Origin of the sequence: Halovenus amylolytica (assembly GCA_004015825.1) — an archaeon.
Classification (GTDB): Archaea; Halobacteriota; Halobacteria; order Halobacteriales; family Haloarculaceae; genus Halovenus; species Halovenus amylolytica.
Genome location: SAYS01000019.1, coordinates 56,644 through 73,167 on the forward strand (window position 1 = coordinate 56,644; position 16,524 = coordinate 73,167).

19 protein-coding genes are annotated in these 16,524 nt (G+C 60.4%); 10 read left to right on the forward strand and 9 right to left on the reverse strand.

The features are described 5' to 3' along the window. Positions 1–3: 3 nt before the first annotated feature. Positions 4–1,260, reverse strand: a complete 1,257-nt coding sequence (nreA, locus tag EOW68_RS14870; RefSeq protein ID WP_128225952.1) for a DNA repair protein NreA — start codon at positions 1,258–1,260, stop codon at positions 4–6. Between the two features lie 168 nt (positions 1,261–1,428). Continuing rightward, positions 1,429–2,397: a transcription initiation factor IIB gene (locus tag EOW68_RS14875; protein ID WP_128225953.1), complete on the reverse strand. Its 969-nt coding sequence runs from the start codon at positions 2,395–2,397 to the stop codon at positions 1,429–1,431. A 176-nt stretch (positions 2,398–2,573) separates the two neighbouring features. Between EOW68_RS14875 and rnhA the strand changes: the two genes are divergently transcribed. Continuing rightward, positions 2,574–3,167, forward strand: coding sequence for a ribonuclease HI (rnhA, locus tag EOW68_RS14880; protein ID WP_128225954.1), 594 nt, complete (start codon positions 2,574–2,576; stop codon positions 3,165–3,167). Beyond that, a complete protein-coding gene (locus tag EOW68_RS14885) occupies positions 3,160–3,780 on the forward strand; it encodes a DUF7108 family protein (protein ID WP_431358959.1) in 621 nt (206 codons plus the stop codon). The genes rnhA and EOW68_RS14885 overlap by 8 nt, the downstream gene beginning before the upstream one ends. On the opposite strand, the gene EOW68_RS14890 is transcribed toward EOW68_RS14885, so the two are convergent. Then, entirely contained in the window at positions 3,761–4,120 is a 360-nt protein-coding gene (locus EOW68_RS14890) for a PadR family transcriptional regulator (protein WP_128225955.1), read from the reverse strand. The genes EOW68_RS14885 and EOW68_RS14890 overlap by 20 nt on opposite strands. Before the next feature lie 210 nt (positions 4,121–4,330). On the opposite strand from EOW68_RS14890, the gene EOW68_RS14895 reads away from it, so the two are divergent. From EOW68_RS14895 to EOW68_RS14910, 4 genes are all read left to right on the forward strand, one after another. Next, positions 4,331–4,864: an inorganic diphosphatase gene (locus EOW68_RS14895; protein ID WP_128225956.1), complete on the forward strand. Its 534-nt coding sequence runs from the start codon at positions 4,331–4,333 to the stop codon at positions 4,862–4,864. 383 nt (positions 4,865–5,247) lie between these two features. Further along, positions 5,248–6,594, forward strand: a complete 1,347-nt coding sequence (locus tag EOW68_RS14900) for an alkaline phosphatase family protein (RefSeq protein WP_128225957.1) — start codon at positions 5,248–5,250, stop codon at positions 6,592–6,594. 46 nt (positions 6,595–6,640) lie between these two features. Then, the gene (locus tag EOW68_RS14905) at positions 6,641–6,946 is read left to right on the forward strand and encodes a DUF5779 family protein (RefSeq protein ID WP_128225958.1); all 306 of its coding nucleotides are present in this window, start codon (positions 6,641–6,643) and stop codon (positions 6,944–6,946) included. 4 nt (positions 6,947–6,950) lie between these two features. Further along, positions 6,951–7,304: a VOC family protein gene (locus EOW68_RS14910; protein ID WP_128225959.1), complete on the forward strand. Its 354-nt coding sequence runs from the start codon at positions 6,951–6,953 to the stop codon at positions 7,302–7,304. Here the strand turns inward: EOW68_RS14910 and ptsP are convergent. The 3 genes from ptsP to EOW68_RS14925 form a co-directional block, all read right to left on the reverse strand. Next, positions 7,301–9,007: a phosphoenolpyruvate--protein phosphotransferase gene (gene ptsP / locus EOW68_RS14915; RefSeq protein WP_128225960.1), complete on the reverse strand. Its 1,707-nt coding sequence runs from the start codon at positions 9,005–9,007 to the stop codon at positions 7,301–7,303. The two genes, EOW68_RS14910 and ptsP, sit on opposite strands and share 4 nt — an antisense overlap. Before the next feature lie 81 nt (positions 9,008–9,088). After that, the gene (locus EOW68_RS14920) at positions 9,089–9,475 is read right to left on the reverse strand and encodes a helix-turn-helix domain-containing protein (protein ID WP_128225961.1); all 387 of its coding nucleotides are present in this window, start codon (positions 9,473–9,475) and stop codon (positions 9,089–9,091) included. A 66-nt stretch (positions 9,476–9,541) separates the two neighbouring features. Continuing rightward, entirely contained in the window at positions 9,542–9,793 is a 252-nt protein-coding gene (locus tag EOW68_RS14925) for a DUF8001 family protein (RefSeq protein ID WP_128225962.1), read from the reverse strand. An 85-nt stretch (positions 9,794–9,878) separates the two neighbouring features. On the opposite strand from EOW68_RS14925, the gene EOW68_RS14930 reads away from it, so the two are divergent. After that, positions 9,879–10,508 carry a histidine phosphatase family protein gene (locus EOW68_RS14930; protein WP_431358960.1) on the forward strand — a complete coding sequence of 210 codons (630 nt, stop codon included), beginning with the start codon at positions 9,879–9,881 and terminating at the stop codon, positions 10,506–10,508. 141 nt (positions 10,509–10,649) lie between these two features. Here EOW68_RS14930 and larE read toward each other — a convergent pair whose 3' ends face one another. Together larE and EOW68_RS14940 are read right to left on the reverse strand one after the other, a co-directional pair. Next, entirely contained in the window at positions 10,650–11,504 is an 855-nt protein-coding gene (gene larE / locus EOW68_RS14935; RefSeq protein WP_128225964.1) for an ATP-dependent sacrificial sulfur transferase LarE, read from the reverse strand. Positions 11,505–11,788: 284 nt separating this feature from the next. Continuing rightward, a complete protein-coding gene (locus tag EOW68_RS14940; protein ID WP_128225965.1) occupies positions 11,789–12,394 on the reverse strand; it encodes an IMP cyclohydrolase in 606 nt (201 codons plus the stop codon). Positions 12,395–12,514: 120 nt separating this feature from the next. On the opposite strand from EOW68_RS14940, the gene EOW68_RS14945 reads away from it, so the two are divergent. After that, positions 12,515–13,660 carry a hypothetical protein gene (locus EOW68_RS14945; RefSeq protein ID WP_152035121.1) on the forward strand — a complete coding sequence of 382 codons (1,146 nt, stop codon included), beginning with the start codon at positions 12,515–12,517 and terminating at the stop codon, positions 13,658–13,660. A gap of 116 nt (positions 13,661–13,776) precedes the next feature. On the opposite strand, the gene EOW68_RS14950 is transcribed toward EOW68_RS14945, so the two are convergent. Then, positions 13,777–14,985: a PKD domain-containing protein gene (locus EOW68_RS14950; protein WP_431358961.1), complete on the reverse strand. Its 1,209-nt coding sequence runs from the start codon at positions 14,983–14,985 to the stop codon at positions 13,777–13,779. A gap of 119 nt (positions 14,986–15,104) precedes the next feature. On the opposite strand from EOW68_RS14950, the gene EOW68_RS14955 reads away from it, so the two are divergent. Further along, entirely contained in the window at positions 15,105–15,764 is a 660-nt protein-coding gene (locus EOW68_RS14955) for a class I SAM-dependent methyltransferase (protein WP_128225968.1), read from the forward strand. Positions 15,765–15,804: 40 nt separating this feature from the next. After that, entirely contained in the window at positions 15,805–16,497 is a 693-nt protein-coding gene (locus tag EOW68_RS14960) for an SDR family NAD(P)-dependent oxidoreductase (RefSeq protein ID WP_128225969.1), read from the forward strand. Positions 16,498–16,524 lie beyond the last annotated feature (27 nt).

The following is a 16,524-nucleotide window of genomic DNA, read 5'->3' on the forward strand; positions in this document are numbered from 1 at the left end:
GCGCTAGAAATCAGTCAGCTGTGACTGCACGCCTGCGACGAGTTTGGATTTGCGTCGCAAGTCTTCGAGTGAGACGGGCAGTCGCGGCGCAAGCTCGGTGATCGCCTCGTGAAAACTCTCTGCGATCGCTGGCTCGCTTTCCGCGAAGGCGTGGCGTATCCCCTCCCGGATCTGCCAGACGCCGACGGGTGCCCAGTAGGCGTCGCTGGCGTGGCGAATGACAAGACAGGTCGCCTGCCGGTCGATCGATTCGAGATGCTCTAGCACGCCGAGCCGGGAGGCGTAGTACGCACCCGACGTCTCGTCAACGTATGCGGATCGCCCTTCGTAGGATTCGTTGTCGGCGGCCATGTAGTACTGTCCCTCGGGGTCGGGGTTCCAGATGCTCCCCGGTGCTTTGAGTTCGACCAGCTCGAACTCCCAGTTGCCGGGTGCGAGGACGATCCAGTAGTCGTTCGCCATGTACTCGTTGTACCAGACCTGCACCTCGTCGATGCTCGACGCGTTCCGGATCTGGCCCCGCAGGAACTTCCCGACAGTGTCGTCGACGGCGGTGATCGACCAGCGCGTCGGGACGAGCCGGCGGTTCCGCCCCTGGCCGAGCGCACCCGCGGAGAGAATCGTGTTGATGTCGTAGACGTCGAACCCGCGGCGGTAGAGGTAGTTCATCGCGCCTTCGGCCTGCCAGTCGTCGTCTTCGAGTGTCTTCTCGACCGCTCGGGGTACGGAGGGGTTCTCGGTGAGTGTCGCATCCGTCGCACGCGCTCGCGGTCCCGTCGGCGTGGAGATATCGTCCAGGGAGAGATCGATCTCGGGGCGACCATCCAGTCCGAGTTCCACGTCGACTGGGTCGTTGGCGATGGCTATCTCTCGTTGCACCCCCACGAACCCATCCCAGACGTCCTCGACGTTGACCTGCGTCGAGCGCGTCGAGTTCAGGAGTCCGGTCCGGCGCTGGAGGACGTCGTCGATGTCGAGTCCCTGCTGGTACCAGTTGCCACTGGTGGCGAACGTGTCGGCATCGGCCTCGCGGTCCATCGGTGAGAGGACGCCCGTCGAAATATCCGGATAGTTCGAGCGACCGACGAAGATCTCCGGGGCGGTCGAGCCAAACAGTGCATCACCCTGGACGACCTGCTCGAACTGTTGCTCGACGTCGTCCAGATGATCCGTGATCTCGTAGGATTTCTCGCGGGCGAGCCGGCGGCGCTTCGCGGCCTCGTCGCGTTCGAAATCCTCGATGAACTCGTCGAGTCGCATCTGCCGGAGGTAGGGGACAGCCGGGCATGAATCTGACTGTCGTAGGGCGAACAGGCGACACAGCCGCCGCCCGACACAGTGTGTCGCACTCCCGCGGACTGTGTCGGGACGTTGGTCAGCGCATAGCCAGGGCTGGTCCCGTCATCGTACAAAAACCGCTGGGAGCCCCTAGCTGTGGATGCCCATCGCTTCGATCTGTTCCTGGTACCGGTTCCGGATCGTCACCTCGGTGACCTGGGCCACGTCCGCGACCTCGCGCTGTGTTTTTTTCTCGTTACACAGAAGCGAGGCAGCGTAGATCGCAGCCGCAGCGTACCCTGTCGGTGATTTGCCCGAAAGAAGCCCCTTCTCGGCCGTGGTTTCGATAATTTCGTTTGCTTTTGTTTGTACCTCCTCTGAAAGTTCGAGTTCCGAACAGAACCGTGGTACGTACTTTTTCGGATCGACCGGCTCCATCTCCAGGCCGAGTTCCTGCGAGATATAGCGGTAGGTCCGACCGATCTCCTTTCGTTCGACGCGGGAGACGTCGGAAATTTCTTCGAGACTGCGCGGGATGCCCTCCTTCCGGCAGGCGGCATACAGCGCACTCGTCGCGACACCCTCGATGGATCGTCCCCGGATCAGATCCTCCTTGAGCGCACGGCGGTAGATCACCGACGCGACCTCGCGCACCGAGCGTGGCACCCCGAGCGCGGATGCCATCCGATCGATCTCGGAGAGGGCAAACTGCAGGTTCCGTTCGCCTGCGTCCTTGGTTCTGATCCGTTCCTGCCACTTGCGCAGCCGATGCATCTGGCTTCGCTTCTTCGACGAGATCGACCGACCGTAGGCGTCTTTATCCTTCCAGTCGATCGTCGTCGTCAACCCCTTGTCGTGCATCGTCTGCGTCGTCGGCGCCCCGACGCGTGACTTCTCCTGGCGTTCCTGGTGGTTGAACGCACGCCACTCGGGCCCTGGATCGATGTTCCCCTCCTCGACGACGAGACCACAGTCGTCACAGATGAGCTCTCCCCGGTCCGAGCTTTTGATCAGGTTCTCCGAGCCGCACTCCGAACACTCCCGGATCCCCTCCTCCTCGGTCTCTTGATTAGTTGTAGACTCGCGCTCGCGCTCCCGCTGGCGGCTAGACCGTGTCATCGCATTTTTATAGTAGTAGGATCGACAAACTTAAACCCTTGGTAAGAATTTTGTGGCCGCTGTCTCGACAGGATCGGAAAACCGGGAGACGGAGCTCTATTTTTAATCATTTATCGGCGTATATTATCGGGTGTATCCGAAACTGTATCAGTCACTCGCCGGTGAGTACTCGGTGAATGCCGGTACTGAACTGCGACGTCGACCAGGCTCGCGCCCACCTCGCGGAGGCGGGCGTCGAGATCATCGAAGGAAACACCGAACACGAACGCTGGCGGGCCGAATACGGTGGAGCAACGGCCGTCGCTTACGACGACAAAGTCGTCGTCCAGGGGGGTGATACCGGGAAGCTGGAGGCATTGCTTGGCTCCGAGAACGGCCGGGCACACGTCTACTTCGACGGTGCCGCGCGCGGTAACCCAGGTCCGGCCGCGATCGGCTGGATCATCGTCACCAGCGACGGGATCGTCACCGAGGGTAACGACCGGATCGGGAAAACCACGAACAACCGTGCCGAGTACGAGGCACTCGTCCGCGCACTGGAAATCGCCGACGAGTACGGCTTCGACGAGGTGGACGTGCGCGGCGATTCCGAACTCATCGTCAAACAGGTGCGTGGCGAGTACGACACGAACAACCCCGAACTGCGTGAGTACCGTGTTCGGGTTCGCGAACTGCTCGACCGGTTCGAGGAGTGGTCACTGTCGCACGTACCGCGTGACATAAACGAGCGCGCTGATAAACTGGCAAACGAGGCGTTCGAGGATGGCTAACGAGCACGATTCCCCGACTGCGGAAGATGCCGACCAGGAGGAGACGACCGATGCAGACGACGCGGAGCTTCCGGCCGACATCATAGAGGAGGCAGAGACACTCACCCGGCGAGCACGGCGGGCCGTCGACGAAAATGAGGCGGCGGCCTACCGGCAGGCCCGCGACGAGCTACTCGCGGAACAGGACTTTACCGCTCGCATCCGTGACGACGAGCGTGCAGTACTCGTCCTGTACCCGGCGGAGTGGGTCGAAGACGGCACTGTCCGCCCGGAGCGCATCGCGGATATCGACCGCGGAATCGAGCGGCCGCTGGAGGGGCCTGCCGATCCGGCCGACTGGGAGGTCGTCGGCGAGCACAACGATGCGATCGCCGAGGAGATCGCTGCCGAACACGGCCCGGACCACGGGGCGAATGCGCGGGAACTCGCGACGTTTCTCTCCAACCACTACGCCAAACCCATCGAGGACGCGACGGACGACGAGCTAACGGAGTTTCTGACGGAGTATTATAAACGGAATGTGTGGCCCTCTGACGACCAGAAAGCGGTCGTCGAGGAGTCGGTTCGACTGACCGTCGAGCGTGCGCGGCGCGTTACCGGGCGCGAGCGATGAGCTCTTCGAGGTCGCCGGCGCGGTCGCCGTCGGTCACGATCTTGTCGAACGTCCAGTCGAGCTGGTCGAGGACAGCCTGGTAGCCGTCTTCAGTCAGCGAGTACTGGTTCGTCCGTTTATCAAGCTCACTTTTCTCGACGAGACCCATCTCGACGAGTTCGTCGAGGTTGGGGTAGAGTCGACCGTGGTTTACTTCGGAGTCGTAGTACGTCTCCAGCTCCCGCTTGATCGCAAGACCGTAGCGGGGCTCCTCTGCCAGAATGGTGAGGATATTCTGCTGGAACGCGGTTAGTTCTCGTGCGATACCGGGTGTGTCAGGAACTGCTTGTGCCTCTGACATACTTGGATGAATGTCATCTATGTACTTAACCCTTGCCAAACATATCCATTTTTGATATTAGGAAACCGCAAGACAGTGGCGGGGTAGAGATGTATCTGTCTCACCAGATACACTCGTACAGCGGGAGCGTATCGAATCGGACTGTGCCTACGCCGAGGTTACGAGGTATACCGAAAGTAGTTTTTGGCCGAAAAATCATATCCGATAACGATGGTAAATCTCTGGGAAGATATCGAAACGGGACCAAATCCGCCGGAAGAGATCTACGCGGTCGTGGAGTGTCTCAAAGGTGAGCGAAACAAATACGAGTACAACAAGGAGATCCCAGGTGTACAGTTGGATCGTGTCCTTCACTCCAACGTCCACTACCCCTCTGATTACGGATTCCTTCCGCAGTCGTACTACGACGATGGCGATCCATTCGACGTCATGGTGCTGGTCGAGGATCAGACGTTCCCGGGCTGTGTGATCGAAGCACGACCCGTCGCGATGATGAAGATGGACGACGACGGCGAGCAAGACGACAAGGTCATCGCCGTCCCGATCGAGGATCCACGCTACGATCACATCGAGGACGTCGACGATCTCACCGACCAGACCAAAGCCGAGATCAGCGAGTTCTTCGAGACCTACAAGAACCTCGAAGAAGGCAAACAGACCGAGACGCTCGGCTGGGTCGGCAAACAGGAAGCGATGGACGCAATCGAACACGCACAGGAACTGTACGAAGAGCAGTTCGGCTAACGCTCCGCTTCTCCGCTTTTTGTGGACGTGTGTCCACACCGCTCTGACAGCGACTTCTGTCGGACGAATCGACCAGCACAAACCGGATATGTCTCTCGCTCATGTCGGCAACTGTTGCCGATTAGTTATGAGCATGGGTAATTATTTCAGTGTTCCTTCCGTATCAATAACCGTGATGGCAGCAAGCAACCAGCCACTGGGTGTCGACCACACGACGATCGTTCCGGAGAACTTCGAGCCGGCTGCGGCTGGGTCGGAGTCCGAGGAGACAGCCGACGACTCGGAGTGACAGATATTACCGATTCTTCTGACACCGTCTACAGCGGCTACCTTCCCCCATCCACAAGAAGAAGCTTCTTGTGGCCCACATGAGTAACGAAGGTATGGGTCTGTTCGATCGGATTCGCGGTGACGGCGGCCCACGGGTTGCCTTCATTGGTATCGACGGTGTGCCGTATAGCCTGTTGGCTGACCACCCCGACGAGTTCGAGAACTTCAACGCACTCGCCAGTGAGGGGAGTGCAAACGCGATCGATAGTATCGTTCCGCCAGAATCGAGTGCCTGCTGGCCGGCACTGACGACGGGTGTCAATCCTGGACAGACCGGTGTCTACGGCTTTCAGGACCGGGAAATTGGCTCCTACGACACCTACGTCCCGATGGGACAGGATGTCCAGGCCAAACGCCTCTGGTCGCGCGTCGACGACGCCGGCCGCGAGGCGACGGTGATGAACGTCCCCGTGACCTTCCCACCGGACCGGGAGATCCAGCGGATGGTCTCGGGCTTTCTCTCGCCGGGTGTCGACAAGGCGGCGTACCCCGACGAGATCCGTGAGTATCTCCAGGGGATCGACTACAAGATCGACGTCAACGCGAAACTCGGACACGACGACGACAAATCCAACTTCGTCGAGGACGCCCACGAGACGATCGACAAACGGTTCGAGGCCTTCTCACACTACCTCGACGAGGACGACTGGGATCTGTTCTTCGGCGTCTTCATGACGACAGATCGCGTGAACCACTTCCTGTTCGAGGACTACGAGAAAGACGGCGAGTACAAAGAAGAGTTCATGGATTTCTACCGGAAACTCGACGACTACATCGGCCAGATCCGACAGCAACTCGACGACGACGTCACGCTGATGGTTGCCTCGGATCACGGCTTTACCACCCTCGAATACGAGGTTCACTTCAACCAGTGGCTGGAAAACGAGGGCTGGCTGTCCTACGACAGTGACGAACCGGACGAACTCGGTGATATCTCTGACGACACGCGTGCGTACTCACTTATCCCAGGCCGGTTCTACCTCAACCTCGAAGGTCGAGAGCCACGTGGCTCCGTCCCACAGGAGGAATACGACGAGGTCCGGGCCGAACTCAAGGAGGAACTCGAATCGCTCACCGGGCCCGACGGAGAACCGGTCGCAGAGCGAGTCGAGACCAAGGAGAACGCCTTCCGTGGCGACCACGAGGATATCGCGCCGGATCTGGTCGTCATTCCGAACCACGGCTTCGATCTCAAGGCCGGCTTCGGCCACGATGGGGACGTCTTCGGCAAGGGGCCACGCAACGGGATGCACAGCTTCGACAACGCCTGTCTATATATCGACGATCCCGATGCACGGGTTACGGACGCGGATCTGTACGACGTCGCGCCGACGATTCTCTCCTTGCTCGACGTCGACTACGACCGCGGCTCCTTCGACGGTGCGAATCTCGTGAAATAACGATACACCCAGCAGATTTTTGCCGATTCCGCCAGAGAGCTAGAGCATGGGTAACTTCGACGGCCTCGATCTCCAGTCGGTCGAGGACCAGCTGTCCGATCCCGGTGAGGGCTCCGGCGGGAGCAACGAAGTCGTGCTCGGCGTGCTCGATGGAACTACACCCCCAGAAGAGTGGGTCGATCTGGTCGACTCCGGTGCCGTGCTCGTCCTCAACGTCGAGGGTGATCTGAACGAACTCGGCTCGGGTTTCGCTCGCGACGTGAGCCAAGCCGGCGGGAATCTCATGCATTTCCGAGGCTTTCTCATCGTCACGCCGCCAGGGGTTCGGATCGACACCGACCGGCTGGAGTAGCTGCATGGCTGGGATCGTCTTCTTCCGGACCGACAGCCGAACGGATGTCTGTGCATTCTACACCGAGCGACTCGACTTCGAGGAGTGGCTCGAACAGGACGGGGGGTGTACGATCCTCGAACGAGACAATCTCCTGCTTGGGTTCTGCGACGGCGACACGACCGAAACCGAGGGTATCGTCACCGTCGTCGTCGACGACCGCGACGCTGTGGACACGCTGTTCGAGGAGCTCGAAGACGTGGCAGCAGACGAGCCCCACGAAAACGAGGCGTTCGATATCTACCAGTTCTTCGCGACGGATCCGGACGGTCGCACCGTCGAGATCCAGACGTTCCTGCACTCGACGCCGCCAGTCTAGTTTTCGAGGTGCTCACGTACCGCGTCGACAGTCGTTTCTTCCAGTATTCGATCTGCGAGCGCTTCGGCGTCGTCCGTTTCGATCGCAGTAATCTGCTCTTTGACTGCTGGAATCGTGACCGCGCTCATGCTGAACTCGTCGAGTCCAAGCCCGACCAGTAACTCGGTGTACGCCGGGTTGCCGGCCATCTCTCCACACATCCCGACCCAGGCGTTACCGGCGTGGCCCGCCTCGACAGTTCGGGCGATCGCCCGGAGCACTGCTGGCTCGGTCGGTTCGTGCAGCGTCGCGACGCGTTCGTTCTCCCGGTCTGCCGCCATCACGTACTGGGTGAGATCGTTGGTCCCGATAGAGAGGAAGTCGACCCGCTCGGCGAACGCTTCGGCGAGAAAGACTGCACTCGGTGTCTCTATCATCACCCCGAGCTCCGGCAGTTCGTACTCGATACCCTCGCGTTCGAGCTCCGCGGCGACCGACTCGACCATTTCGAGAGCGGCCTCCAGTTCCGGCACCGTCGCGACCATCGGGAACATCACCGACAGCCGCCCGTCCTCGGCAGCGCCGGCCCGGAGCAAGGCCCGGAGTTGGCTCTCGAAGAGGTCGCTGTCGGGACCCAGCGAGCGCCGGATTCCCCGCTCCCCGAGAAATGGGTTCTCCTCCTCGGGCAGATCGAGGTAAGGCACCTGCTTGTCGCCGCCGATATCCAGCGTACGAACGACCACGCGACCGTCGGGAAACGCCGCGAGTGCATCGCGGTAGGTCTCGAACTGCTCGTCTTCTGTCGGCGGCGAGTCCCGTTCGAGGAAGAGATACTCGGTCCGGAAGAGCCCGACTCCGTCTGCCCCCTGCTGGACAGCGGCCTCCACTTCGGCGAGTGTGCCGACGTTCGCTGCCACCTCGATTTCTTTGCCGTCCGCCGTTGCCACTGGCTGTTCTCGGATCTCGACGTCACGACTCGTCGCTGCCTGTTCGCGCTGAGCGTCCGTCGGATCGACGGTCACAGTCCCAGCTTCGCCGTCGACGAGTACTGTCGCGCCCTCCTCGATCGTTTCGAGTGCGTCGCCGACGCCGACGACTGCCGGGATGCCGAGTGAGCGTGCGAAGATCGCTGCATGGGAGGTCCGACCGCCGACAACCGTCGCGAATCCGGCGACGCGGTCGGGGTCGAGCTGTGCCGTCTCGCTCGGCGTCAGGCGTTCGGCGAGCAGGATCGTTCCCGCCGGCAGTTCGGCGAGATCGACTCGCTCACCGCTCGTCAGCAGGCGGAGCAGTCGGTCTCTGACATCCCTGAGGTCGTCGGCCCGCTCGCTCATCCGGCCGTCCATCCCCTCGAACTGGGCGATCGGATCCTCGAAGGCTTCCCCGACGGCGTACTCCGCCGGAAGCCCACCGTCGATCGCTTCTTCGACGCTCTCGACAATCTGTGGGTCGTCGACGAACTGTTTGTGCGCGTCGAACACTGCGGCCTCCTCTTCGCCGATGGCCTCGGCAGTGCGCTCACGTTCGGTTTCCAGTTCCGTCCGGGCCTGCTCGCGGGCGGTCTCGAATCGCTCCATTTCGGTCGCTGTGTCCGTCTCCGACTCCGCGGGTGGCTCCCCGAGTGAGAGATCCCTGCCGGGCTCGTACCAGCGAACAGTGCCGACGCCGGCGAGCGGTGTTGCCCCCGTCCCCTCGAAGTGTGCCGATGGCTGGTCAGATGACATCGTCTACATCGGTGTAGGAGGCGAGCGAGTAAAGCAGTTATTTACCACTCGAACGAAAGAAATCCGGCGCTGTCGCGGCTGTTATTCATCCTGTCCGAACTCGTCGATCCGGCCGTGGACGTACTCGGTCCAGGCATCGAGTGTGTCGTGCATCAACTCCCGGGCCTCGGGCAGCGGTGTGGGGGCATACTGGTAGATGTGACCGCCACCGTCGAGGAGCCGTCGTTCGCGTGTCGCCAGCTCCTTCTCCCGGAGCGTCGACAGCGAGCGGTTGACGTTGCTCCTGTCGCGGTCCAGCTCGCCGGCGAGCTCGGCGACAGTGCTGTTTGGCTGGGTCAGGAGTGCCTCGTAGGTCCGGGCCTCGTGGCGCTGGATATTGAACACGCAGACAAGAACCTCTTCGAGTTCCGGCTCCTCGCCCAGCATGAGTTCGCGAAACTGCGCGGGTGAGGGATCAGCGTCGACCATACACGCCATAGAACCCCATCCCGAATAAAGACCCGCATATTGCCGTTCGGATCCTGGAGCGCCCGATCAGTTCTCCGCGCTATCGGTGCTGGCGTACCCCTGCTGGCGAAGACACTCCCGCATCTCCGCTTCGGAGCTGTGTTTGTGCAGGCGGGCCGGTGTATCGCAGTAGTACGTCTCCCCGTCGTGGCGGAGCGTAACCTCGTGCTCCGAACCGAGGAACTCGGTTCGGACGACGACGCGGCGACCCTCGTTGATCGCCTCGATGAGTTCGTTTATCTGCATCTCTCCAGCCGAAATCACGAGCGGGTCAGTCATACTCTCCTTTTGTGTGACGTCCTATTTCAGTGGCCCGCTTCCCGGAGCCGGTGGAGTAAACTTTGTTGCCGACCACGGTACGGGTGTGACTGCGGAGACCACGATCTTGCTCGTCCGCCACGGCGAGACCCCCTGGAACCGCGCCGGCCGGATACAGGGCTGGGCACCGACACGGCTCACGGACCGCGGCCGACAACAGGCATCTCGGCTCGGACAGGTGCTGGCTGCCGAGTACGACATCGACCGACTCGTCTCGTCGGATCTCTCCCGGACCCGCGAGACGACCGCCCAGATCCGTCAGGGTGGCGTCGATGCTACTCCCGTCTTCGACCGCTCGTGGCGCGAACGCCACATGGGTATCTACCAGGGATTTACCCGCGAAGACCTCCACGCCCGGTTCCCCTCGTTCGCGATCGAAAACGGTGCGGTTGCCCTCGAAGAAACTCCCGAGGGCGGCGAAGCGTTCGGGGAACTGTACGACCGCATTCAGACTGGCTGGTCACAGCTCTGTGACGACGCCGACAGCGAGACGGTCGTCGTCGTCACACACGGCGGTCCGATCACGGTCGTTCTGGCGGCGCTCAAAGGGCAGGATCTGATTACTGCTGTCGAGGAACATCACATTTCGAACTGCTCTGTGACTGCTGTCCGCCCAGCAAAAAACGACATTCTCCGAGAGAACGTGCAGCCGTTCGACAATCCGTCCGATTCGTAAAGTGATTATTGTGATCGAGTCACAGATCTCGGCGTGTCACAGCGTCTAACTCACAGTTTGCGTTACCAGAGCGCCGACGGCCATCGGCCGTCTGCTCGGGAGCGTTCATCTCCCGGCGGGACAGACTCGCAATAACCACTATCAGTCGGTCGGATACTCTGCGCCGAGGGGGTCGGGGCCACTCTCTTCGTCTGTTTCTGCCGGACTCACGCTCCCGGTCTGATAGCCGTATAAATCGAGTGTGACGTGATCGAAGCCGAGATCGGAGATGTGATCCCGCGCTGCCCGGACGAATTCGGGATCGAGCGCCACGTCGAGTTCCGACTCGCCGACTTCGATGCGTGCGAGGCCGTCGTGGTCGCGCACACGAAACTGTTCGAACCCCCAGGTCCGGAGCAGCCGCTCCGCCTTCTCGATGCGGGTCAGTCGCTCCTCGGTCACTTCGAGTCCCGTTGGAATCCGCGAGGAGAGACAGGCCATCGACGGTTTGTCTGCGACGGAGAGGTCGTACTGGTTTGCGATCTCGCGGACCTCCTGTTTGGTGATGTCGTGGGCCAGCAGCGGCGAGTAGGCGTCGAGCTCGTCGACGGCCTGCAGCCCCGGTCGGTGACCCTCGCCGGGGTCCGAGGCGTTCGTGCCGTCACAGACCGTCTCGATGCCGAGTTCTTCGGCCCGGTCGAACATCGCGCCGAGTCGCATCGATCGGCAGTGGTAGCATCGCTTGTCGTCGTTTTCGATGAATGCCTCGCTATCGAGTTCGCTGAACTCGACGATGTCGTGGCGGATGCCGATCTCCTCGGCGACTCGCTTCGCGTCGGCCAGTTCCTCGGCCGGGAGTGTCTCGCTGCGTGCCGTACAGGCGACGGCATCCGAGCCGAGCACGTCGTGTGCAATCGCGGCGACGATGCTCGAATCCACACCGCCGGAGAAGGCGATCAACACTCCATCTTTCTCGGCGAGGTCTGCCCGGGCGGCGTCGAGTTTCGCGTCGACCATGGATTTTCTTTCCGCTCGGCGAGCAAAAGTACGTCGCACTCTGGATGATCGTTCGGAGTTTCGAGTGAAATATCTGGTCGAGTTAAGAACAGCAAGAAAGCCCCGAGACGCTGAACTCGGGGGACTTGCTGCGCTCCGGTAGGTGCTTGCGGCGTCCGCTTTCGTTCAGCGTCCCGCCCCTTTCAGTCCCACCCGGCCTGGAAAGTCACACTGGGTAGGACTTTCTTGCTGCTTCAGAGGCACCTCACCATCATTTCAAATAAGCAAACGCCACCCGATACAGACTACTCTTCGTTGACGACTGCCGTCTCGAATCCGTCCTCCGTCGCCGCAACGCCAGCGGCACAGACCTGGTGTTCGAACTCGTGGTCGTACAGCTCACGGGCCGCTCCAGCGGCATCCGTCGCCTCCAGATCGAACGCTCCGGGGCTATCTCGCTCGTAGGTTGCGACGAGCGTCGGCTCGTCCACCTCCTCGACGAGCAGTGCATCCCGCCGGACAGTACCGATGAATGCCGACGATCCATCTGCAGTCGCTGATGGATCGTCTTCGAGACCGACGATGCCGGCAATCCGCGGCGTGTCGTAGTCGTCTTTCTCGAAATCCAGTGCGAGCAGTGGCTCGGCCAGTGCGTCCTTGGCGGGGTAGCCCAGCGCGAGTTTCTCGGCAATCGGATCGACGTGCGAGCCGTTCCCGAGCACTGCGCCGCGGTCGGTGAGTCGAACGCAGTTGTAGGAGATGTAGGGGTTGTCCGTCTCCGGCGCGTCGGCAGTCGGTCCGACGGTGATCGTCCCGTCGCGTGTGGTTGCCTTCCTGTTCGGGAACGACCGCGAGGAGACGCGGTAGGCGCCTACCTCGGGGCTGACGACGATAAAGCGTCCAACGTACATGCTGGGAATCTCCCGCGTCTGTGAGCATGTAGGTGTCGATACGATGCTGGAACGGGGTCACCAGGCGGTTTCTGGTTCCGTCCCAGCGTTGCTTTCGAAAATAATTTTACGTTGTTAGTTTTGTGTTCCGATAGATATCAACTAATGACATCGAGGAGATCGCTTGCTGACGATTCCCGTGCAGTAGGTCGGACGTTCCTGGTAGGTCTGCTCGCGGTCGGACTCGTCGCTGCTGTTGGATTTCTCCTTTTCGGCGGTGTTCTCACTGACGGGGGGTCTGAGGAACCGACAGCAACGGGTGGTGACGGGTCGGATACTGAACCGCCAGCAGACGGCGGCGACGAAGACAGCGACCCGGATAATTCCAGTAGAGACGATCCACCGTCGAGGGTCGATGTCGAGGTCGATCTCTGGGAGCAGGCGGTCGGCGATCGGTTGCTGTACTCCAGTCTCTCGCTCCGTAATGCGTCAGGTGGCGTAGTCGAAAATAAGAGTCTCACCGGAATCAGTTCGACGACGTTCGAGGATCTCAGCTACGACGAAAACTACACCATCAGTGCGAAAGCCGAGAACTGGCCCGCAAAGACGGTCGAGTTTACTGCCAGCGAAAATCACGAGGAGGATGTGGTCGTCGGCTACGAGTTCCGGAGTGCCGACTCTTTCGGGTACTCTGCCTATGTGAATCTCACTGAACTAAATAGTGAAAAGCACGAAACGAAGGGACTGTACGATAATGGAGAAGCAGTCTACTACGTACAGTTTTTGAACGATGATGGCAGCGATGCAGCAGAAGTAGAATACTACGTAGCACCGGATCGGACGACTTACGGGTTGAGTAATACCGGAGAAAATGAACTTGATCATCCAGGATGGGGATATGTGGATTTTCAAGCCAACGATCCCGTTTTCAAAGGGCTTGATCAGTATGAGGAACGGACATTCGTAAAAAGGATCAAAATAGGGGAGAACAGAAGGCGACAATTCCTCACAGAGAGAACTGCAGGCCGGACGCTTGATATGTATGAAGTAAATCTCAGTAGCCACTATTCAGAGGACGATGCAGGGAATTTATATAATAATGCTGTAGCATACGTTGATTCACAGACGGGCTACGTGGTTCGGGTTGAAAGCGATGGCATCGTATTTGCAGATGGCCGTGCAGGGAGCGACTGGTATCATAATGCAGGACACGTGATTTACGAATTCTATGACTTCGAAAAGGAAATCGATATTTCGAGAGATGATATGGATCTGGAGCCACCGTAATCTGTCTTGAATTGTAGATAATCTCTTTTAAGAATGGACGGGAGGTCGCTAAGCTACCGGGCTCTCGGCATTCATGCTCCCCTTCTATTCAAGAGTCGATTTTTAAATAATAGTCTTCAAGGTGCGATACGGCCGGCGTCACTATTTCCTCTCCTATTGGTACCATTGGATTTCTCATCTTTATTCCTCTCATTATTATCCTTCCTATTTCTCCCATCACTCCCTCTTGTTGGCCCCTCATCTCGATTTGCGCGGACTTCAAATTTGGTGTGTGCACCATAGATTCGCGTTTCTCCAGTACCGGTCGTCCAGAAGGAGAGTGACGTGGAGCTGACCGGGTTGGTTGCTTCGACAGTCCCTCCTGTGGACCTCATAGAGATAGTATCAATCCCTTCTGGTTCTCTTCCCCACCAGCCGTACTCATGTGGGTCACTCTCAAGTGCCAGGTGTGGAAATTCGGCAGTACTCTGTGTGAATGGGTGGCTGATAACTGTCTTTCCGGTCGTTTCTTCGTAGGTGCGTAATCCAATGGAGTAGCTGAATCTCTTGCCGGCTCGTATCCATTTGTCTCCGGTTGACGTCGACTCTAGTCCAGACGTCGTGCCGGTAAACTCCACGGCGAGCGAATTCAGATCGTACTCTCCGGACCGTGTTCGGACGGTTCCGTTATTTACACCGAACTGGCCGTCTTCGACCGTGAGTGTGTGTTCGTCGATTCTGCTTCGCCCTCGCTGGTCGGTCACCCGCGCCTCGACGACGACCTCGCCTGGCTCGTTCACTGCCGGCGTAATCGCATCCGTGGTCAGGTTGCCGTCGACGAATGTGGCGTCGTACTGCTGGCCGTCGACGAACCAGGTGAGCGAAGAAAGTGGCTCGTCACCAGCGCTGGCGGTCAGGTTGATCGTCGGGCGGTCGCCGACGAGCACTATCTCTGGCCCCGAAATCGTCACTTCCGGCGGCTCGGACTCGGTGACGGTGACCCGCAGCGTGTCGGTCGCAGAGCGCCCCTCCTCGTCGGTGACGGTGACAGTGGCGTTATAGATGCCCGTTCTTGTGGGCCGGAAGTTCGTCCGCTCGCAGCTGCGACACGCTGGCGTGGTGGTGGTCCCGTCGGGCCGTTCGATCTCCCACTCGAAGCCGACGATCTCGCTGTCGGGGGAAACCGAGCCGCCGGCATCGAGATAGACGGTGGTACCCTGCTTGACAGATTGATCCAGCCCGGCGTCTGCGAGCGGCTCCTCCGCTGTTCCGGCGGCGACGCCGACTGTCCCGGCAGTGACGCCAAGACAGACGACCAGCAAGATGACGACACGTCTGCACTTCATCTCACCGGCGATTGCTCTCTCATCGAATAAAAAGTTCGGCATTTCGACCGACTGGCGGGCGCGCGGACCACCGCTGGCTCTCCGGCAGTCATTTTTGTACGTCGACCAAACAGTTCAGTATGAGCGGCGCCCACCCCATCGTCTCCCGTCTGTACGATCCAGTTATGGCGATTCCCGAACGGACCATGTTGCCCGAACACCGCGAGTATCTCGTCGCAGATCTCTCGGGGAGGGTTCTCGATCTCGGTGCTGGCACGGGCGCTATGTTCCCCTACTTTGCTGGCCACCCGGAGATCGAACTGCACGCGATCGAACCTGACCCCGGGATGCGCCGACAGGCCGAATCGAAAGCCCACTCACTCGGCCTCCCAGTCGAGATCTCGGATGCCGGTGGCGAGTCACTCCCCTACGAGGACGATTCTTTCGACGCGGTCGTCGCCTCCTACGTTTTCTGTACGATCCCCGATCCGGCCGCCGCGCTCTCGGAGGTAGCGCGCGTGCTCAAACCCGGTGGTGAGTTCCGGTTTCTCGAACACGTGCGAGCCGACGGGGTCGTCGGAGAACTGCACGATCTGCTCGCACCGGCCTGGCACACCGTGGCGGGGGGGTGTCATCTGAACCGCGAAACCGGCACGATGTTCCGAACAGACGAGCGGTTCGAACTCGTCGATTACAGCCAGCTGTCCGGGCGCACCATGCCGATGATTCGCGGGACCCTCGAACGGCGCCCCGAGTCACAGCTATATCGCTGGATACTCGACTGGGTGCCGGTCTGGTAGCGGGATCGGAGTTAAGAGGTAGCCACCCCCAGATCGATGTATGGACGGACAGACAGCCGTCGTTACGGGAGCGAGCAGGGGGATCGGACACGCTGTCGCACACGCCTTCGCGGAGGCGGGCGCACACGTCGTCATCTGTGCGCGGGACGGCGACGCGATCGAGGCTGTCGCAGCCGAGATCGAAGCGAACGGTGGGAAGGCAACCGCGACACGAGCAGACGTTCGCGATCAGTTCGACGTCGAGCGACTGATGGAGAAAGCCGCCGCGATCGGTGGGACGATTGATTACGTCATCGCGAACGCGGCGGTCTATCACGGCGAAACTGGCTCGACACCGCTGTCGGCGGAGAGTTACTCGGCGTTCGACGACCACATGCGGACGAACGCTCGCGGGACCTTCGCGACGATCCGTGAAGCGTTGCCCCATCTCGATGCCGACGGACGCGTCCTCGTCGCATCCGGCTCGGTCGCCCGCGAGCCATACCCCGGCTACGGCTCCTACGCCGTCTCCAAAGCGGCCGCAGAAGCAGTCGCGCGCGGCTTCGGTGCCGATATCGACAACGTCGTCGCCGTGGTCGATCCCGGACAGGTCGCAACCGATCTGTCGGGTGGGGAGGGACACGATCCTGCGGACGTCGCCGAACAGTTCCGGTGGGCCGCGACCGAAGCACCGGTGGAGACGATCGACGGTGAGGTCGTCGACCGGAAAGCGTGGCGGCGCGCAACGCGCTAAGCTATAGCGGTCGACAGAACGTTTGAT